A 19,471-nucleotide genomic window follows, 5' to 3' on the forward strand; every position below is an offset into this window, starting at 1 on the left:
CCCACCCCGACTTCGGGTTCGCCAACACCCCCGACGACGACCACCGGTACGACGACGGCAGATTGCACGTACCCGTCGGCGGCGGCGTGGTCGGGTTGCCTCCACCGTCGACACGGACGAGCTGCCACTGCTGGTTGCTGCCGTTCCAGTCGTCGTACTGCACGATGTTGCCTCCGTCGGCGGTCGAGGCGCCCTGCACCTCCACCACCTTGTTGCTGTTCCGGTTGATCAGACGGATGTAGCCGCTGTCCGAGTCGGCCAGCCGGAACTGCTGGTTCGTCCCGTTGCCGTCACTCCACTGCACGATGCTGGCGCCGTTGGCTGTGGAGAAGTTGTAGACGTCCAGCACCTTGCCGGACAGCCGCGACTTCAACCGGTAGTAGCCGCCGCCCGAGTCCACGAACTGCCACTGCTGCTGGTTGCCGTTGTTCCGCGTCCACTGCGTGATCCGGGCGCCGTCGTTCGTGGCCAGGTTGTACACGTCCAGGGCCTTGCCGCTGTTGCGGTTGACCAGCACGTACCAGGCGTTGGTGTCGACAGTCGCCGCGGCGGCGGGCGACGTCACCGCCACTGCGGCGGCACCACCGGCGACCAACGCCGCCACGCCGGCGGTGACGAGTCGCAGCAACCATCCCCGCCGCCGCCGCGACGGCGGTGCGATCGATGCGGACCTATCAAGGGCAGACATGATCCTCCTCCAGTGACCAGGAGCCGAACGGGTCGCCCGACATGGGCGCACCGCAACGCACGGCCGGGCGCATGCTGCGGAATGTTCGCGTTAACACGATCCCGGCATGCCCTGACGCACGTCTGATTCGAGGTCGACGTAGCAGGCTTGCCCGGTAAGCCGCGGGTGTCGTCGTCCTTGTCCATCGACTGTGAGCGATAACATGCTGTTCGTCAAGTCGTAATCCACAAGGAACATCACCCGCTCGCCGGGCACTGGTCGACGCAGGGGCGCCGTGCCGCGCCGTGCGACCTACCCCTGGGAAGACACGTCGTGCGCCGCCGCGGCGCGCAGCTCCTCGAGCACGTACGCGGCGACCTTCTCGACGACCCGGACGCCGGCCTCCCGGGTCACGTGATGATCGGAGAGCACGGCGACCAGCCAGTCGTGGCGATCCTCGACGACCCGTCCGATGCTGTTGACCAGCCAGCGCCCACCGTCGGCGTCGGCGGTGTCCCAGCCGTTCTTGACGTACGTCCCACGGTTGCCGGGCACCCGCGCGGCGGTGACTCCCCATCGCTGGTCCGGCACCACCTTCGCCATGAGGCCCATGACGAAACGACGGTCCTGCGGGGTCAGCGGCCCGGTCGGTGACGTCAGCGCGGTCAGCAGACGGATCTGGTCCGCCACAGTGGTCGTGGTACGACCCCACTGCGAGTTGGGCCTCGTCTCCCGCAGACCGAGGGCGCGGTTCGCGGCGGTGAGCCCCCGCGATCCCTCGATCTTCTGCCACAGCGCGCTCGCCGCATCGTTGTCGCTGGACTCGATCATCGCCTCGGCCAGTCCCCGGGTCGCGGACCCCAGGGCCTTGCCGGGCGGCCGCTGGCGCAGCAGAAGCGCCGCGAGAATGTTGACCTTCACGATGCTGGCGGTTTCGAAACGTCTCGCGCCGACAGTCACCGACGCCGACCCGCGACGATCCAGTGCCGCGACCGCCAGGTGCCCGTCGTACCGCCGCACGTAGGCCTCGACCCGCGTCCTCGCCTGCCCCACCCAGTCGACGGCAGGTGTCGTGGGAACCGGTCGGGCGGGCGAGGGACCGGGCGAGGCGGTGCCCGCTCGGCCGCCACCGTGTGTGGCGCCGTAGGCGGCGGTCGCGACGCCGGCGAGAGACATCGTGACAGCGGAGACGACCCAGCGGCGTGGCAGCCGCGCGCCTCCCCGCTCAGCCAAGGCGGGCCGCCGCTCTCGCCGCGATGGAATCAAGTGCGGCCCGGCTACCCGGGTCCGGAAGGCTGAACGTCGAAACCATCTCGCCGCGTTTCAGCATGACGAAATAGGTGACCGTCGGCGGGATGTGCGCGTGTTCGATGCGACCTCGGACGAGCATTCCGGTGCCCGCACGGTAATGAGGATCGACGACAGAGAATGAGATATTCGATCCGAGCATCCGGTAACTCGCGCAGCGCGCCAGTACGCGCCGGACGTCCTCGACGTTGCGCTCAGCCCATCCGGGTTCGAACTTCTCCACGACATGGTGTGCCGGCGGCGAGCCGTCCGACGGGCGGTAGAAGCGCTCCACCGCTCCCTGCCGGTACGACCGGGCCGGATAGTCCTCGCTCCGGTAGTGCGGGCAACCGCTCTGCTCCCACGGCCAGGGCGGCGGGTCGGCCGGAGCGCCGCCCTCCTGCCAGTTCGAGCCCAGTTCGCCCGCCCCCAGCAGCATGCTCGGATCGCGCCACTGCTCGCTCACCGTCTGTCGCGCACCGGGTCCGGCGTCCGGCTCGACCCGATGGCAGCCGGCGCCCAGCACCATCACCGCCGACAGCACCACCGGGAGGGCGGCGACCCGGCGTCGGCCTCCGCCGCGCCTCCGGGCCGCACACATCTCTCTGCTCGACACGGACACGATGGACCTCCCCAGACCCAAAGAATGTGGCGCGCACGTCAGCGGCCGACGACCACGCCGGGTACGCCTACCGCTCAGTGGCGTTCTTCGGCGAACAGCTCGAGACGGGTCTCGCCGAGCAGCTCGCGCAGACGGCTGAGCGAGCGCATGCTCTGGCTCTTGACCACTGCGGTGGAGACGCCGACGACCTCGGCGACGGTCTCCACGCTCAGGTCGTCCCAGTAGCGCAGGACGACGATCGCCCGGTCCCGCAGCGGCAGGGTCGCTATCGCGTCCAGCAGCGTCATCCGCAGCTCCGCCGGGTGTTCCTCGGCCTTCTCCGGTGGCTTGGACACGGCCAGCTCATGGCTGGAGCGACGCCTCTGCTGATCGATCACGCAGCGCAGCAGGATCTTGCGGGCGTACGCGTGCGGGTCGTCGGCCCGCCGGACGCGCTTCCAGTTGGCGTACACCTTGGCAAGCGTCGTCTGGGTGAGGTCCTGGGCGAGATGCCAGTCGCGGCACATCAGGAACGCGGCGTCGCGCAGCCGGCCACCGGCCGCCTGCGCGAATTCGACGAAGTCCTCGTCAGCCATTCGGCCGGGCCAGCGTCGAGAACCTCTTGGTGCCGTCGATGACGATGTCGGTAGGCAGTTCCGTCCCCCAGAGCGGGTTGGCCGCGATCTCCACCGCCTCCTCCACGGAGAGGGCGGGCATCGCCGCCGGATTCCCCTTGCCGTCCCCCATCAGGCAGCTGGAGATCAGCAGGTCGACCTGGAGGCCACGCCCGTGGTGCACGGTGACCATCTTGTCCTGTACGCAGTTGTCCGGAAGCTCCGTCAGCTCCACCGTCCCCGCAGCGGGGCCGCCGAGGTCGTCCTGGTAGATGGAGAGTCGCAGCATGCCCGGACCCTTGCCCCGATCCAGGTAGAGCTGGACGAACGGCTCGCCGGGGCCCGCCCCGTCGTTCGGCAGGACCGCGTAGTTGCTGGTCTTCCCCTTCGGCAGAAGCTGGGTCAGCAGTGCCAGGGCAGCCTCCGGGGAGGTGGTCCGCGTCGCGCCGACCGGCTTCCTCCTGATCGTCACGGTGCCGAGCACCCGTGTCGCTGTCGCCGGCGCCTCCGGCCAGCGGAGCTGACGCGGGGACTCCACCCCGCCCGGCGCCCCCAGGGGAGGCGGTGCCGAGGTGGTGTCCGCCGGGCCAACCGGGGGCCCGAGACTCAGTCCGCCGGGCGGACCGGCATCACCCCCGGCGGCCCCGATCGGGTCGAACGGCCCGACGGCCAGCCCGATGACGAGCATGAGCACGAGCGTCGACCCGCCGCCGAGCCGCGCCAGGCGGCGTCGGCGACGCAGCCGGCGGCCCTGCGCCATCGCCTGCTGGACCAGATCGCCCAGTGGCGGGGCGGGATGCCTGGCCAGATCGTCCCCCAAAAGCCTGCGGACGTCGTCCATGTCCCGTGTTCCTCCTCGGTCGGTCGCCGGCACGGCGACCCCGTCACCTGACCTGACGGGTTGGCCCGCCGGTTTGGTTACCACCGAACCGGTCGCAATTTCTGGGCGCGCCGACGGGTGGCCCCACCAGGGAGAAGAGTCACGAGGGGCGCCGATCGAGGAGTGTCAGCACCGTCACCGTCACCGCCGCGCCGGGGCCGTCGTCCCGCTGGTCCTCGCGGCCGGGCAGTCAGGCCCACGGAACGGCAGTGAGGCGCAGGGAACCTCGGACGGTTTCTGAGAACCGTTGTGCGAGAGAAATTCTTGGCCGCGATGGCGGAACAGCGACGGGAAGTGTTCCCACTAAAACGTATATCGCACCCGGGGGCTTGCCACAAGACCCGGGGCTTCGCGCAGAATCGTCGGCCGGAGCCGGAAACGGACCAGGAAATGGGACACCGCATGACCGGTCTGCCTGGTGGAACGCAGCGACAGACGGACGTCTCGGAGAGGCCGTGATGAACGAACAGTATGTGGTGAGCCTGCGCGAGGTCGACGAGTCGCGGATCGCCCTCGTCGGCGGCAAGGGCGCGCACCTGGGTGCGTTGTCAGGGATCGACGGCGTCCGCGTGCCGGACGGCTTCTGCGTGACGACCGAGGCATTCCGGCTGATCATGGCCGAGGCGCCGTCGATGGACGAGCTGCTCGACCAGCTGTCCCGACTGGACCCGGAGGACCGGGAGGCGGTCCGCACGCTCAGCGCGCGGATCCGCCGGACCGTCGAGGGGGTCGCCCTCCCCGACGGGGTGTCGGCGGCGATCGACCGGGCTCTCGCCGACCTCGGCGACGGCGCGGCCTACGCCGTCCGGTCGAGCGCGACGGCTGAGGACCTGCCGACGGCCTCGTTCGCCGGCCAGCAGGACACGTACCTGAACATCATCGGGCCGGCGGCGATCCGCACGCACGTCAGCCGGTGCTGGGCATCGCTCTTCACCGAGCGGGCGGTGACCTACCGCCAGCGCAACGGCATCGACCACCGCGCGGTCGCCATGGCCGTCGTCGTCCAGAAGATGGTCTTCCCGCAGGCGGCGGGCGTCCTGTTCACGGCCGACCCGGTCACGTCCAACCGGAAGGTCGCCTCCGTGGAGGCCACCTTCGGGCTCGGCGAGGCTCTGGTCTCCGGCCTGGTGAACGCCGACGCCTACCGGGTACGCGACGACCGCGTCATCGACAGGACCATCGCCGCCAAGCGGCTCGCCATCCACGCCCTGCCGACCGGCGGAACGACGCGGCAGACGGTCGGTTCGCAACGGCAGGAGCAGCCGGCGCTGACGGACGAGCAGGTCGTACGGCTCGTGCGGCTCGGGCGGCGGATCGAAGCGCACTTCGGCCGTCCCCAGGACATCGAATGGTGCCTGGTCGACGAGGACGTCCACATCGTGCAGAGCCGGCCCGTCACCACGCTGTTCCCCGTCCCGGTGGCCGACGACGCGGAGAACCACGTCTACCTCTCGGTCGGCCACCAGCAGATGATGACCGACGCCATGAAGCCCCTGGGGCTCTCCATGTGGCAGCTGACGGCCATGGCGCCGATGCACACGGCCGGCGGCAGGCTGTTCGTCGACGCCACCCGGCAGTTGTCCACGCCGGCCAGCCGCGCCGCACTCCTGGCGCTGGTGGGCAGGTCCGATCCGCTGACCCGGGACGCCCTGGAGACCATCCTCGACCGCGGCGACTTCGTGCCGCTGCTCGCGGACGCCGCTCCCGCCGGGCGACCGGCCGGTCCGGCCCCCACCCCGATCGACACCGATCCGGCCACCGTCACCGAACTGATCGAGCGCAGCCAGGCGTCCATCGCCGACCTGCGGCGCGACATCGCGACGGTCAGCGGTCCGGAGCTGTTCACCTTCCTGCTGGAGGCCATCGGGGAGCACAAGCGGGCACTCGCCGATCCGCTCAGCATGCAGGTGATCATGGCGGGGATGGAGGCCACCTGGTGGCTCAACGACCAGCTACAGGAGTGGCTGGGTGAGAAGAACGCGGCAGACACACTCACCTTGTCCGCACCCCACAACATCACGTCCGAGATGGGGTTGGCGCTCCTGGACGTCGCCGACGTCGTCCGCCCCCACCCGGAGGTGGTGGCCTTCCTGCACGGGGCCGGGGACGAGAACTTCCTCGACGACCTGGCCCGGCTGCCGGGCGGCCAGGAGGCGCGCGCCGCCCTCCAGGCCTACCTCGACAGGTACGGCATGCGCTGCGTCGGCGAGATCGACATCAGCAGGCCGCGCTGGATCGAGCGCCCGAGCACCCTCGCGCCGCTCATCCTCGACAACGTCAGGAACTTCGAACCCGGCGCGCGTGAGCGGCGCTTCGAGCAGGGACTCCAGGCGGCCCGCAGGAAGGAACAGGACATCCTGGAACGCCTCCGGGCGCTGCCGGACGGGCAGCGCAAGGCCGACGAGACCAAACGGATGATCGACCGGGTCCGCACCTTCATCGGGTACCGCGAATATCCCAAGTACGCCATCGTCAGCCGCTACCTCGTCTACAAGCAGGCCCTCCTGGCGGAGGCCGGACGACTCGTACGGGCCGGTGTGCTCAGCGCGACCGATGACATCTTCTACCTGACGTTCGACGAGTTGCACGACGTGGTGCGCACCAACCGGGCAGATGAGCGGCTCATCCGCCGGCGGGCTGACGAGTTCCGGTCGTACCGGCTGCTCACCCCACCCAGACTGCTCACGTCCGAGGGCGAGGCGCTCTTCGGGGCGTACCGGCGCGACGACGTGCCGGCCGGCGCGCTTGTCGGCCTCGGGGTGTCCGGTGGGACGGTCGAGGGGCGCGCCCGCGTCATCCTGGACCTGGCCGAGGCCGACCTCCAACCGGACGACATCCTGGTCACCACCTTCACCGACCCGAGCTGGTCCCCGCTGTTCGTCGCGGTCCGAGGGCTGGTGACGGAGGTGGGCGGCCTCATGACCCACGGCGCGGTGATCGCCCGGGAGTACGGGCTGCCCGCCGTGGTGGGGGTGGCACAGGCGACCACGCTGATCCGCGACGGGCAGCGCATTCGCGTCAACGGCACGGACGGGTACGTGGAGCTCCTCTCGTGACCGTCAGTGCGAGTGGCGGGGGACGGCGCTGCCGCTGCCGCCGACGAGGAAGTCGAGGTCGGCGCCCTGGTCCGCCTGAAGGACGTGCTCGCTGTACAGGCGGGTCCAGCCGCGATCGGCCGTCGGCAGTGGCGGTTGCCAGCCGGAACGGCGTCGGGTCAACTCCTCGTCGTCGACCAGGAGGTCCAGTCGGCGCGTCGACACGTCGACGTGGACCAGATCGCCGGTACGCACCAGCGCGAGAGGACCACCCACTGACGCCTCCGGTGCCACGTGCAGGATGCAGGTGCCGTACCCGGTGCCGCTCATCCGGGCGTCGGAGATCCGCACCATGTCGGTGATGCCGTCGGCGAGCAGCCGGCGGGGCATGGGCACGTTACCCACCTCGGGGAAGCCGGGGTAGCCGCGCGGTCCGGCGTTGCGTACCACGATCACCGTCTCGGGGGTGACGTCCAGATCCGGATCGTCGGCGGCGACGACGTAGTCCTCGATCCGGTCGAAGACGAGCGCCGGCCCGGTGTGCGTGAGCAGGTGGGCCGAGGCGGCGGAGACCTTCAGCACGGCCCCGGACGGCGCGAGCGACCCGCGCAGCACCACCGTGCCCGAGCCGGCTGCCTGGAACGGCTCGGCCATGGTGCCGATGACGTCCCGGTTCCAGCACCGGGCGTCGCCGATGTTGTCGGCCACCGTCGCCCCGCTCACTGTGACGTGGTCGAGGTGCAGCAGCGGGGCGATCTCCGCCATCACTGCCGGTACGCCGCCCGCGTAGGCGAAGTCCTCCATCAGGTACGCCCCGGACGGCATCAGGTTGACCACCATCGGCACGTCGGCGGTGAGGGTGTCGAAGTCCTCCAGCGACAGGGGGACGCCGAGGCGTCCGGCGATCGCGAGCAGGTGGACGACCGCGTTAGTGGATCCGCCGATCGCGGCGTTGACCCGGATGGCGTTCTCGAACGCCTGCCGGGTGAGCACCGACGACAGCCGCTGGTCCTGGTCGACCATGGCGACGATCCGGCGGCCGGCGGCGTGCGCGAGCGCGTACCGGCGGGAGTCGACGGCCGGTACGGCGGCGGCTCCCGGCAGCTGCACACCCAGCGCCTCGGTCACGCAGGCCATCGTGGAGGCGGTCCCCATGGTCATGCAGTGGCCCCGGCTGCGGGACATGCCGACCTCGGCCTCCGCGCAGTCGGCAGCGGTCATCCGACCGGCCCGCATCTCCTCGGTGAACTGCCAGACGACGGTGCCCGAGCCGATGTCCTGGCCCCGGAACTTGCCGTTGAGCATCGGCCCACCGGTCATCATGAAGGTCGGCAGGTCGACGCTCGCCGCGCCCATCAGCAGGCCGGGCGTTGTCTTGTCGCAGCCGGAGAGCAGGACCACCCCGTCGAGCGGGTTGGCGCGGACCGACTCCTCCAACTCCATGGCCAGCAGGTTGCGGTAGAGCATCGTCGTGGGGCGCATGAGGGGCTCGCCCAGGCTCATCGCGGGAAACTCCAGCGGCAGACCGCCGCTCTCCCACACGCCCCGCTTCACCGACTCGGCGAGGTCCCTGAGGTGGGCGTTGCAGGGGGTCAGCTCCGACCAGGTGGTGGCGATGCCGATCACCGGGCGACCGTCGAAGACGTCGTCGGCGAAACCCTGGTTACGCATCCAGGACCGGTGGATGAACCCGTTGCGGCCCTGCGCACCGAACCACTCGCCGCTGCGCAGCGGACGATCTGTCGTCGACATCAGCACACCTTTCTGTCCTGCGTCCGGGATGCGGAATCAGCGATGGCGGAGCGGGCGCGGACACCTATCGCCGCGGCTCCCCCGTTGCCGGCTCCCATCTCCCGTCGACCCGCCGGGAGATGGCGGTGTACTCGTCCCGCAGCTCCTCGGGGAGGATCCAGGCCGGGGCGTCCTGCCAGGCCAGGGGGCGAAGGAATCGTCGGATCGACGTGGCGCCCACCGACGTGTGCACGGTGTTTGTCGACGGCCAGGGCCCGCCGTGGTGCTGGGCCCAGGACACCCGGACCCCCGTGGGATAGCCGTCGAAGACGATGCGACCCGCGCGCTCCGCGAGCCCCTCGACGAGTCGGCGTACGACGTCGGCGTCGTCGCGGGGCCCGTGATGGACCGAGCCGGTCAGGGACGGCGGGACGGTGGCCAGCACGGTGTCGAGGTCGGCGACGTCGCGGTACCGGACCACCACCAGGAGCGGACCGAAGCACTCGTCGGCGATCTCGGCAGTCAGGCCCGGCAGACCGACCTCCAGCAGGGTCGGCGCGACGGTGAACCCCGCGCCGGGCTCGACCCGGGGCCGCGCCGCGACGCGGGCGCCGGCCCGCTCGAACGCGGCGGCCCCGCTCTCGTACGCGTCCCGGATGCGCTCGTTGAGCAGGACCGCGCCGCCGGAACTGTCGACCCGCTCCCGTAGCCCCTCGACCAGATGGTCGCCGCCGGGGTCGGACGGGATGAACGCCAGCCCCGGCTTGGTGCACAACTGACCGCCCGACGCCGTGAAGGAGGCGAACAGCCCCTCGGCGATCCGGTCTCCCCGGTCGGCCGCCGCTCCGGGCAGGACGACTATCGGGTTCAGGCTGCTCAGCTCGGCGTACAGGGGAATGGGGTCGGGCCGTTCGTCGATGGCCGCCTGGATGGCGCGGGCCGCACCGAGGGAGCCGGTCAGTGCGGCCGCGCGAATCGCGGGGTGGCGCACCAGCGCGCGGCCGGCCTGTTCGCCGTACACGATGGCCGTCACGCCCTCGGGCGCGCTCAGCTCGCGGATGGCCGACGCGATCGCCTCGGCGGACGCGTGCGAGGTCAGCGGGTGCGACGGGTGTGCCTTCAGGACGGTGGGACAACCGGCCGCGAGGGCGGCGGCGGTGTCGCCTCCGGCGACCGAGAAGGCGAACGGGAAGTTGCTGGCGCCGAAGACCACGACAGGCCCGAGGGGTACGAGCATCCGCCGCAGATCCGGGCCGCGCCCGAGCGGCGTGTCGGCGGCGTGGTCGATGGCCGCCTCGACGTACGCCCCGTCCCGCAGCACCTCGCCGAACATCCGGAACTGGAGTGCCGCCCGGGTGAGTTCCTGGTCGAGCCGGGCGTGGGCCAGTCCGGTCTCGGCCTGCGCGGTCGCGACGAGGTCCGTCCGGCGGGACTCCAGGGACGCCGCGATCGCGTCGAGCATCTGCGCTCTGCCGATCCGGCCCAGCCCGGAAAGCCACGGCACCGCCGCGGCCGCCCGGGCCGCGGTCGCCTCCAGCGCGGACTCGTCGGTCTCGACGAGGTCCGTCGGGCGACGCCTACCGTCGCGCGGGTCGACAGTGCTGACCACGTTCACAGCAGTCCTCTCCGTGCCAGATTGCCCATCAGGTCGCGGACGCCGAAGTGCCAGGGCGCGCACTCGTGGGCGTGCCGCACCCGGTTCACCAGGGTGCCGAGCGCCGGGCAGCCGATCCGTACCACGTCGTCGATCTTGTGGGTGAAGCCCTCACCGGGGCGGTCCCGGTCCTGGATGGGCGCGAACATCGTGCCGAGCATCAGGACGGCGCCGTCGGGATAGTGGTGGTGCGGGCCGATCATCTGCCGCACGAGAGTCTCCGGGTCACGTGACATCCGGGTCATCTCCGAGACCGCCTCCAACTGGAAGCCGTCCACCCCACGGATCGTCAGCGCCACCTCCAGCTCGCGCACCCGCCGCATGTCGAACCGTTCGTCGAACAGCCGGATCAGGGGACCGATGGCGCACGAGGCGTTGTTGTCCTTCGCCAGGGGGAGCAGGAGCGCCGAGCGGCCCTCGACGTCCCGCAGGTTCACGTCGTTGCCGAGGGTGGCACCGACGATCCGGCCGCTGGACTGGACGATGAGCGCGACCTCGGGTTCCGGATTGTTCCAGGTCGACGTGGCGAGCACGCCCACCGGAACGGCGGTGCCGACGGCGGAGAGGATCTGCCCCTTGGTGAAGATCTCCGCGTCCGGGCCGATCCCGACCTCCAGGTACTGGCTCCACATGCCCTCGGCGACCAGCAGATCCTTGAGTTGCCGCGCCTGCGCCGAACCCGGGACCAGACTGTGCAGGTCGGCGCCGACGTCGGCGAGCATCCGGCCACGGAGGTCCGCCGCGAGCGCCAGGTCTCCCCGGGCCCGTTCCTCGATGACACGTTCGATCATCGAGACCGGGAAGGTCACCCCGGCGGCCTTGAGCGCCTGCAGGTCGACCGGGGCGAGCAGCCACGGCCGGGTGCGGTCGCGGGTCCCGGCACCGGTGTTGGCCAGCACCGCCCCGATGCTGCCGAGCACCCGCCCGTCGAGCGCGGCCACCGTCGCGGCGGGATCGGGCAGTTCGCAGATGTCCCGGACGGTGGGGAACCGGTGGCTGATGTCGATGACCTGGCCGTCCCGGACGGTCACGGGTGAGGGGCCGTCGACCGACGGATCCCAGATCCGGCCGATGAGGACGCTGTCGCCGGCGTCGGTCGGCAGCGCTTCGGCGGCGGCCCCGAACCAGTCCACGTCGGCGGCCCGCCCTCGGGGCTCGGGCACCGTCATGAACCGCTCCCCGGGTCGAAGAAGGACCGCTCGTCCCAGACGGTGGTCAGAGACGACACCGCGGAACACATTTGCAACGATCGTAGCGACATATGCAACGACGTCAAGGAGTTGTTGCGTATCGCGTGCGCTACATTGCACATTACGCAACGAGCAGCGCCGGTGGGACAGCCGTCGCACGAAGGGAGACCTGGCCGGTGGCCCAATCCATTCGCCGCGCGATCGACCTCATCCGCCGATCCGCGGAACGCCCGCTGTCACTCACCGAGGCGGCGGACGTGCTCGGCGTCCACAAGTCCACAGCCCTGCGGATCCTGCGGACGCTGGAGGCCGAACGCTTCGTACGCCGCACCGGCGCCGGCACCTACGTGCTCGGCAGCGGGCTGATCGAACTGTCCGAACTCGCGCTCGGCTCGATGGACCTGCGCCAGTTCGCCGCCGCGCCCCTGCGCGCCCTGCAACGCGCGACCTGCCACACGGTGCACCTCGCCCAACTCACCGGCGACGAGATCATCTACATCGACAAGGTCGACAGCCAGGCGTTCGACGCCGTGAAGCTGCCCTCCCGGGTGGGCCGCGCGGTGTCGGTATACGCGAGCGCCGTGGGCAAGACGATCCTTGCCTATCTGCCCCCCGAGGAACGCGACCGCCTTCTCTCGCACGTCGTCTTCGAGAGGTTCACCGACACCACCCTCGCCGACCACGACCTGCTCGAAGCGGAACTGGTAGGCATCCGCGAACGCGGCTGGGCCGCCGACAACGGTGAGCACGACGCCTACGTCATGTGTGTCGCCGCGCCGATCCGGGATTCGCGGGGACTGGTCATCGCCGCCGCCTCGATCACCGCGATCGAGGTCATCGCCAACCTCGACCAGCTGAAGAGCAACCTTCCGCTGCTCCTCGCGACCGCGAACCAGATCTCTTCCGAGCTGGGCTACGCGGCTCCCGCCACCGACACCCCGGACGGCTCGTAGCGGACGAGCGTGGCCGCCGGGGCGGCGACGCCGGCGCGCACGCCACGCCCGCGACGATCAGGCTCCGACGCCCCGCATCGCCTCGATGATTGACTCCGCGACCTCGCCGGGCTGCGACACCGCCATCGCGTGGGACGCGCCGGCCACCTCCCGGGTCCCGCGTGCACCTGCCCGTTCGGCCATGAAGCGATGCGCGGCGACCGGAATGTTGCGGTCCGCGTCACCGAAGACGAACCAGCTGGGCAACGTCTGCCAGGCAGGGGCCTGCGTCGGCAGGCCCTCGCCGAGCGCCTGCTCGGTGATCGGCCGCTGCGTCCGGGCCATCAACGCCGCCATGTCGTCGCTGACGTCCGCGGCGAACTGCGTGTGGTAGGCGTCCTGGCCGATCGCCACCTCGTTGCCCCCGCTGGACACCGGGTAGGAGACCAGGGTGTCGCCGAGCGTGCTGCCCGGGAACTTGGCGGACAGCGCCAGCGCCGACTCCCCCGTCTCCGGGGCGAGCGCGTTGACGTAGACCAGGCCACGCACCGTCGGGTCTCCCGCCGCCGCCTCCGTGACGACCATTCCGCCGTACGAGTGAGCGACGAGCAGGACGGGACCGCCGATCCCCCGGATGACGTCCCGCAGGTACGCGGCGTCTGCCGTGACGCTGCGCAGCGGGTTGGCGGCGGCCACCACGGAGTAGGCGGAACCGAGCCGCTCGATCACACCGTTCCAGCTCGCCGACTCGGCGAACGCGCCGTGCACGAGGACGACCGTAGGTTTCTGATCCGACACGGCGGGCCGCTCCTTTGCTCAGGACGAGGATGCGGAGGCATCCGCCCGACTGCGTGGGCGCGGCTGATTACCCGCCGTGCGATCGGGAAACGTCCCGACCTGTCGAATCAGAGCGGATCGGCCCGGCCGAGCCGCCAGTAACCCATGAAGGCCACCGCCCGCCGGTCGAGACCACGCTCGACGACGAGGTGTCGACGCAGGGTCCGGATGACACCCGCCTCCCCCGCCAACCAGGCGTACAGCCGCGACGGCGGCACCTCCTCGGGCACCTCCCAGAGGATCTCGGCGTCCACGTCCACGTCAGTGACGGGCTGCGCGGTCACCGGCGGCGTACCGCCGGCCAGCAGCTGTCCCGCCGCCGCGGCGACGGCCGGCACCAGGTGGCTGCCGTGCCCGCCCGCGCCCCGGGGCAGCCACCGCACCTCGATGCCCGGAGGCGTCACGAGCGGCAGCACGTCACAGGCGTCGGGCACCTCCAGCAGGACGGTGCCGCACGCGTCGAGCGGGAGGCGTTCGCAGATGGCGCTGATCGCCGGCACGGCCGTCTCGTCGCCGGCCAGCAGCAGGTGCCCGGTCGACGAGGGCTTGAACTCGACCCCACCGTGGTCACCGTCGTAGCCGGCGTCCGGGCCGAGCAGGGCGATCTCGTCGCCCGGGCGTACCCGCCGCGCCCAGCGGGTGGCCGGGCCGCTGTCCCCGTGCAGAACGAGGTCGACGTCGACCTCGGACACGTGCGGGCGGACCGCGCGGACCGTGTAGGTGCGCACCGGGTTGCGCTCGTGCTCGGGCAGGGCGCGCCACTTCGCGTACCAGTCCGGGCCCTCGGGGAGATTCACCCCGTGCCGGCCGGGCAGTGGCAGAGCCAGCTTGATCCGCTGGTCGTAGCCGTTGTCGGCGAAGCGGTGCAGATCGGGCCCGGTGAAGGTGACCCGGGTGAAGGACGGGCTGAGCCGGCGTACGGCCCGGACCTCGACGGCGAACAGCCGCCAGGGGGCGATGGGCAGGGTCTGGGTCAGGCTGCTCGACGCCGATCCGACTGTCATGAAGGGTAGGCTAACCTAAGCCCTTTCGCGGCCGGTGCGGTGGGTCGTCCGGTCGATGCGGATGCTGGGTTCGGGCCCCGGCGAGTCCTCAGGACGCCTCACGGACGCGCAGGTCGGCCAGCCACACCTCGGCCAGGTCGCTGAGCGCGACGCCGAGGACCTCGCTGAGGCAGACAACTGTGCCGAACGCCGGCGCCGGAAGCCGGCCCACCTCGATCTTGCGCAGCGTCTCCGGTGAGATGCCGGCCGCCAGGGCCACCTCGACCAGACTGCGGCCACCCCGCGCGACCCTGAGCGCCGCGCCGAGGCGCTGCCCCGCTGCGATCTGCGCCGGTGTGAGCGGTGGGCGGACCATGTGAGCAGGATAGATCCGCCCTCGCGGACCGGCAACGCCGACCCGCGGGACACCTCGATCAGCGTGGTATAAATATACCGCCACGGAGAGGGAGTGTTGATCGTGATCGAACTCAAGTCCGCCCAGGAGATCGACCGGATGGCCGTGACCGGCCAGTTCGTCGGCGAGCTGCTGGCGGAGCTACGCGAGGTCGCCGCCGTCGGGGTCGACCTGATGGACCTCGAACACCACGCCCGCCGCCGGATCAAGGAGCGCGGCGCCGAATCCTGCTACTGGGACTACACGCCGTCGTTCGGTCGTGGCCCGTTCCGTAACGTCCTGTGCCTGTCGGTCAACGACGCCGTGCTGCACGGCCTGCCGCACAGGTACGCCCTGCGCGACGGTGACCTCCTGAGCATCGACATGGCCGTCGGGATCGACGGCTGGACCGCCGACTCCGCGCTGTCCGTCGTCGTCGGCACCCCCAGCCCGGACGACCTGAAGCTCATCGAGGCCACCGAGGTCGCGCTGGAGGCCGGGATCGCCGCCGCCCGACCGGGCAACCAGCTCGGCGACATCTCCGCCGCCATCGGCGAGGTCGCCCGCCGCTACGGCTACCGGGTCAACAACGAGTTCGGCGGGCACGGCATCGGCCGCACCATGCACGAGGCCCCGCACGTACCCAACGACGGCCGCCCCGGCCGAGGCATGAAGCTCAAGCCCGGCCTGACACTCGCCATCGAGCCGTGGCTCTGCCAGAGCACCGACCGGATCAGGTACGACGAGGACGGTTGGACGATCCGGTCGGCGGACGGCTCGCGTACGGCCCACTCGGAGCACACAGTCGCGGTCACCGCCGACGGACCGCAGGTGCTGACCCGCCGTCCCCGGCGCGACACGAGGCCCGGCGACCGCAGCGGTCAGTCGACAGCGACGAGCTGACGCCCCGGCGGCAATCTCGATAGCCACGCCGCCACGACCGATGCGATGATCGACATCTGGGTCGCTAGCTCAACTGGCTAGAGCATTCGACTGAGTAGCGCGTCCGCCCTCCGCCCTGTGCGGCGATGGGTGCGCTTCCTTCTCCTTGTTGGATCGAAGGGTTCGGGGTTCGAGTCCCCGGCGACCCACGTGTGCCGTAGGCGACGACCGGCACCTGTCGGAGTCGACCGGAACGGAGGGCCTCGTGCTCGAGAAGCTGCTCATCCAGAAGACGCTGCGCGTCCCGTCCAGCACCGGCGCGGCCGGCGACGGCACGCCGGTGGCCCGGCAGTTGGACACGGCGCTGCTCGACGTCGGGTTCTCGGCGTCGCGGGCCCTGCTGGACCACATCGGCACGCTGGCCCCCGCGCCGGCGATGGACCTGGCCGCCACTGTCGTCTCGGCGGTACGCGAACTCGTCGGCGACCACGTCCGGCACAACTCCTACTTCGTCGGCTTCCCCGACGACGTGCCGGACACCATCGAGTTCTGGACGGACCGGCTGCGCGCGGCAGTCCTCACCGGCGGCGCCACCGACGAGCACCTGCGGGACGCCGTCGCAGGGGGCGGGGTGAACCTGCTCGACCTGCCGGGGTACGGCACCTACCAGCACACCTACGCCGAGCTGTTGGCCGCGCACGACGACCTGATCGGCGCGGCCGGCGATCGGGTGACGGTGCTGCGCCTCGGTGACACCGCCGACGTGGAGGCCGAGCGGCTCTATCTGGCCCTCGCCGGGAGCGCGACACCCCTGGGCGAGGCGGACCTCGCGCTCCTGGGCGAACTCGCGGTCGCCTGCGCCGACGGCCCCCAGCCGGCCGAGATCCCGGTTCGGGAGAACCGGGCCGTCCTCAACGGAATCCGGCTGGTCCTCGGCCGGCCACTGATCGGTGTGGACACGACGACAGACGTGCTGCGCCTCGCCTGCCAGGTCTCCGGCGGGGACACCTCGCTCGTGACACCCACGCGGTTCCGTGCCTTCCGACGACCGGAGCGGCGGGTTCTGCTTGCCGCGCTGGACACGGTCGTGGGCGCGAACGCGCACAAGCTCGGTGACGTCGCCCGCTACGCGGAGCGGTGGAAGCGGCTCGCGGAGCGGCTGCACCCCCACGAGTACGACAGGTGGCCGCACGCCCAGGCGGTGTTCGCTGTCGCGCGCGGCGAGCGGCGCGTACGCAACCTCGCCGGCCGGGCGGAGGCGGCGATCAGCGCCGGAGCGATAGGTCCGGCGGCGTCGGTGCTGTCGGCCGCACCCGGAATGCTCCTGCGGTCCGCCGACCGGCTGCTGCGGCTGGCATCGCCGTCGGAGCGGTCCACTGTCGTCGACGCGGTCACCGGTGCACTCGGTTCGGCGTCCGGGCGGGTGCTCCTCTCGCTGCGCGAGCACGTCGACAACCGGTCGGCTCCCGCGTCGGCCCGGCTGTACGCGAGCCGCTCCCGTACCGCGTGGATCGGTCCCGACGTACGGCCGTCGCTGCCTGCCGAACTGGTGGCCGAACTGTCGTCGCTGCTCGACGCGGAGATCGACGCCCGCCTGCCGGAACCGGAGCGGCCGTTGCTCGTGGACCCGGAGGTGCTCGACGTCGCGCTGCCGCTGTCCGGCAAGGCGGCCGAGGGCGGTTTCGCGGTGCTGCCGCGTGGCTCACGGGGGTCGGTGTCGGGTGAGCTGCTGCGCTTCTTCACGTACTGGCGTCAGACGGGTCGTCGCACCGACTACGACCTGTCGGTGCTGCTGCTCGATGACGAGTTCCACAGCGCGGGCCAGGTGTCCTGGACCAACTACCACCACGACGGCGTCGTGCACTCCGGCGACGTCACCGACGCGGGGAACGGCGCGACCGAGTTCATCGACGTGCCCCTGACCGTCGGCGCGCGCTATGTGGTTCCGCAGCTGAACATCTACGCCGGAGAGTCGTTCGACGAGGTCGCCGAGTCGATGTTCGGGTACCAGGTCCGCTCCCGGGACCAGCTCGGCGCCCCGTTCGAGCCGCGGACGGTCCGGGCCCGGTCGCACATGCGTGGCCGGGGTCGGGTCGCGCTGCCGATCGTGTTCGCCCGCGGCGAGGCCGGCTGGCAGGCCGTGTGGCTGCACCTCCACCTGCGCGGTTGGCCGTCGTTCAACCGGGTGGAGGAGAACACGTTCAGCACGGCCCACCGGGTACGGGCACTCGTGGAGCGGCGGTACCTCACCGTCGCCTACCTGGTCGACAGGTGGCGGGCACGGACCGACGTGTCGACATGGGACGGACGGCTGCCCGACGAGCCGGTCACCTTCATCGGCATCGAGGCGCCCGAGGGTCTGCCCGACGGATCGGAGACCTATACACTTGATCGACTCAGCGAGCTGATCCCTGGGTAAGCGGCGACAGCCGAGGCCATGCGGGCGCTTCCTTCTATTTCCGTTCAACTCGGAAACCTCCGCGTCAGCGGAGGATGTGGTTATTCCAGTGCCCGCGCTCTCCTCGGCTCCCGTCCACGACCCATCCGGCCCCTGCAGGGGCCGGATGGGTGTCGCCGCGTCGACTAGACGCCTGCCGGCGGGGTTGTCGTGTGCTGGCGGGGCGCCGGCAGGACCGGCGGCGTCTCCAGCACGCTCCTCGCCGTGGCCCCGTGCGGTGCCAGACCTGCGGCCGTCTGCTCGAGATGCGCGAGGAGGTCGTCGGCCCACATCGATGTCTCCTGGACCACCGCGTGGGCCGTCGCCGCGACGAGCGCCTCGACGAGGTGGAAAAACTCCTCCACCTGCTCGGGCGAGGGTGTGTCGCGGCCAGCGCTGCGGCTCAACCAGGCCAGGTAGCTGACCCTCGTCTGATTGAGCTCGGACTGCAAGACCGCCTGCGTGTGCATGAAGCGCATCCATGACGAGCTGAAACCGAAGAGCCGGTCAGCGAGCAGGAACCCGCCGGCTGAGGCGAGGAGCACGAATCCCCACTCGGGTGTGGGCATGCTGGCGTTCGCGGCGTGCACCAAGGGCACCAGCCCTCCGCCCACGCCGAACGCGATCGCCAGTCCGCGGCAGGCCTTGGACCACCGTGAGCGACTGGTCTTGCGCCACAGGTACCACCGGATGGCCGCTTCCGCGGACGCCTCGGCCCAGGCGAACACCGCAGCCAGGCCCTGGTACGTGGCGGCATCCTCGCGGATCCGGGGCAGCGGCGGGCCGGTGAAGTTTCGCGGGGAATCGGGGGTCGACTGGCTGGACCCGCCAGCGGCCCCGTAGGAATTGCTCATGCTCTCGGCACCTAGCCCTTCATCACCCACCTGCCGGCCGAAACCCACTCCGCGCCGAGCTGGACAACCATCTCCCGCCACTCGACACGGAGGAAGTCAGCACCCCGCTCACGCCGGTCTCGCAGCAGTTTGATGATTGCGAAGTGGTTCGACTGGTTGTGTTCGAGTTCCTGTTCGGCCACGCCGGTACTGCCACAGCCAGAGACGATCAGTGACCGGCCGGCGAAGGCCGAGCCCTCTGTCCGTTGCCGGACGGACGTTTCCCGCAGTTGAGGTTTGTGCTTGTGGCCGTGCAGCACAAGAGAGAATCCGAGCCGGGACAGACGCTGCTCGACGATCCCCGCATCTCGCACCGTGGACATGTCCAGCAGGACGTCCTCGGCCGTGCGCGCCGGCGTGGGTCTGTCAAACGAACGGTGTAACTCGGGTTGTTGACGGCTACTTGCGGCCTGCGGACAGGCGTCCTTCGAAGGCGATGTCGAAGGCGTTCAGG

General features: G+C 70.8%; 17 protein-coding genes and 1 tRNA gene. 5 read left to right on the forward strand and 13 right to left on the reverse strand.

Features of this window, described 5'->3' with window-relative positions; translation table 11 throughout:
- The 5 genes from ACZ6N8_RS30785 to ACZ6N8_RS30805 all read right to left on the reverse strand — a co-directional run.
- A partial coding sequence (locus tag ACZ6N8_RS30785) for a non-reducing end alpha-L-arabinofuranosidase family hydrolase (RefSeq protein ID WP_466014523.1) occupies nucleotides 1-688 on the reverse strand: 688 nt, incomplete at its 3' end.
- A gap of 291 nt (nucleotides 689-979) precedes the next feature.
- Nucleotides 980-1,720: a serine hydrolase gene (locus ACZ6N8_RS30790; protein WP_466014525.1), complete on the reverse strand. Its 741-nt coding sequence runs from the start codon at nucleotides 1,718-1,720 to the stop codon at nucleotides 980-982.
- A gap of 172 nt (nucleotides 1,721-1,892) precedes the next feature.
- Nucleotides 1,893-2,498, reverse strand: coding sequence for a hypothetical protein (locus ACZ6N8_RS30795; RefSeq protein ID WP_466014527.1), 606 nt, complete (start codon nucleotides 2,496-2,498; stop codon nucleotides 1,893-1,895).
- 152 nt (nucleotides 2,499-2,650) lie between these two features.
- Nucleotides 2,651-3,151 carry a SigE family RNA polymerase sigma factor gene (locus tag ACZ6N8_RS30800; protein WP_466014529.1) on the reverse strand — a complete coding sequence of 167 codons (501 nt, stop codon included), beginning with the start codon at nucleotides 3,149-3,151 and terminating at the stop codon, nucleotides 2,651-2,653.
- Nucleotides 3,144-4,010 carry a hypothetical protein gene (locus ACZ6N8_RS30805; RefSeq protein ID WP_466014531.1) on the reverse strand — a complete coding sequence of 289 codons (867 nt, stop codon included), beginning with the start codon at nucleotides 4,008-4,010 and terminating at the stop codon, nucleotides 3,144-3,146. Before ACZ6N8_RS30805 ends, ACZ6N8_RS30800 begins: the two co-directional genes overlap by 8 nt.
- Before the next feature lie 497 nt (nucleotides 4,011-4,507).
- Between ACZ6N8_RS30805 and rph the strand changes: the two genes are divergently transcribed.
- On the forward strand, nucleotides 4,508-7,105 hold the full coding sequence (gene rph / locus ACZ6N8_RS30810) for a rifamycin-inactivating phosphotransferase (protein WP_466014532.1): 2,598 nt from the start codon (nucleotides 4,508-4,510) through the stop codon (nucleotides 7,103-7,105).
- A 3-nt stretch (nucleotides 7,106-7,108) separates the two neighbouring features.
- Here rph and ACZ6N8_RS30815 read toward each other — a convergent pair whose 3' ends face one another.
- From ACZ6N8_RS30815 to ACZ6N8_RS30825, 3 genes are all read right to left on the reverse strand, one after another.
- Nucleotides 7,109-8,836, reverse strand: a complete 1,728-nt coding sequence (locus tag ACZ6N8_RS30815) for an IlvD/Edd family dehydratase (protein ID WP_466014534.1) — start codon at nucleotides 8,834-8,836, stop codon at nucleotides 7,109-7,111.
- Between the two features lie 64 nt (nucleotides 8,837-8,900).
- On the reverse strand, nucleotides 8,901-10,430 hold the full coding sequence (locus ACZ6N8_RS30820) for an aldehyde dehydrogenase family protein (RefSeq protein ID WP_466014536.1): 1,530 nt from the start codon (nucleotides 10,428-10,430) through the stop codon (nucleotides 8,901-8,903).
- Nucleotides 10,427-11,638: a fumarylacetoacetate hydrolase family protein gene (locus ACZ6N8_RS30825; RefSeq protein WP_466014538.1), complete on the reverse strand. Its 1,212-nt coding sequence runs from the start codon at nucleotides 11,636-11,638 to the stop codon at nucleotides 10,427-10,429. Before ACZ6N8_RS30825 ends, ACZ6N8_RS30820 begins: the two co-directional genes overlap by 4 nt.
- 197 nt (nucleotides 11,639-11,835) lie before the next feature.
- Between ACZ6N8_RS30825 and ACZ6N8_RS30830 the strand changes: the two genes are divergently transcribed.
- Nucleotides 11,836-12,612 carry an IclR family transcriptional regulator gene (locus tag ACZ6N8_RS30830; protein WP_466014540.1) on the forward strand — a complete coding sequence of 259 codons (777 nt, stop codon included), beginning with the start codon at nucleotides 11,836-11,838 and terminating at the stop codon, nucleotides 12,610-12,612.
- 57 nt (nucleotides 12,613-12,669) lie between these two features.
- Here ACZ6N8_RS30830 and ACZ6N8_RS30835 read toward each other — a convergent pair whose 3' ends face one another.
- The 3 genes from ACZ6N8_RS30835 to ACZ6N8_RS30845 all read right to left on the reverse strand — a co-directional run bounded on the left by ACZ6N8_RS30835 (nucleotide 12,670) and on the right by ACZ6N8_RS30845 (nucleotide 14,787).
- Complete coding sequence (locus tag ACZ6N8_RS30835; protein WP_466014542.1) at nucleotides 12,670-13,389, reverse strand: alpha/beta fold hydrolase; 720 nt, start codon at nucleotides 13,387-13,389, stop codon at nucleotides 12,670-12,672.
- Nucleotides 13,390-13,496: 107 nt separating this feature from the next.
- Nucleotides 13,497-14,405, reverse strand: coding sequence for a siderophore-interacting protein (locus tag ACZ6N8_RS30840; RefSeq protein WP_466014551.1), 909 nt, complete (start codon nucleotides 14,403-14,405; stop codon nucleotides 13,497-13,499).
- A gap of 115 nt (nucleotides 14,406-14,520) precedes the next feature.
- Entirely contained in the window at nucleotides 14,521-14,787 is a 267-nt protein-coding gene (locus tag ACZ6N8_RS30845) for a helix-turn-helix domain-containing protein (RefSeq protein WP_074318219.1), read from the reverse strand.
- 102 nt (nucleotides 14,788-14,889) lie between these two features.
- Between ACZ6N8_RS30845 and map the strand changes: the two genes are divergently transcribed.
- The 3 genes from map to ACZ6N8_RS30860 all read left to right on the forward strand — a co-directional run bounded on the left by map (nucleotide 14,890) and on the right by ACZ6N8_RS30860 (nucleotide 18,106).
- Nucleotides 14,890-15,708: a type I methionyl aminopeptidase gene (map, locus tag ACZ6N8_RS30850; RefSeq protein WP_466014553.1), complete on the forward strand. Its 819-nt coding sequence runs from the start codon at nucleotides 14,890-14,892 to the stop codon at nucleotides 15,706-15,708.
- Between the two features lie 58 nt (nucleotides 15,709-15,766).
- A tRNA-OTHER gene (locus ACZ6N8_RS30855) sits at nucleotides 15,767-15,896 on the forward strand.
- A 56-nt stretch (nucleotides 15,897-15,952) separates the two neighbouring features.
- Nucleotides 15,953-18,106, forward strand: coding sequence for a TerD family protein (locus ACZ6N8_RS30860; RefSeq protein WP_466014545.1), 2,154 nt, complete (start codon nucleotides 15,953-15,955; stop codon nucleotides 18,104-18,106).
- Nucleotides 18,107-18,270: 164 nt separating this feature from the next.
- Here ACZ6N8_RS30860 and ACZ6N8_RS30865 read toward each other — a convergent pair whose 3' ends face one another.
- A complete protein-coding gene (locus ACZ6N8_RS30865) occupies nucleotides 18,271-18,978 on the reverse strand; it encodes an SLATT domain-containing protein (protein ID WP_466014547.1) in 708 nt (235 codons plus the stop codon).
- Nucleotides 18,979-18,989: 11 nt separating this feature from the next.
- Nucleotides 18,990-19,340, reverse strand: a complete 351-nt coding sequence (locus ACZ6N8_RS30870) for a hypothetical protein (protein WP_466014549.1) — start codon at nucleotides 19,338-19,340, stop codon at nucleotides 18,990-18,992.
- Nucleotides 19,341-19,471: the final 131 nt, after the last annotated feature.

The organism is Micromonospora sp. NPDC047521, from assembly GCF_055587305.1.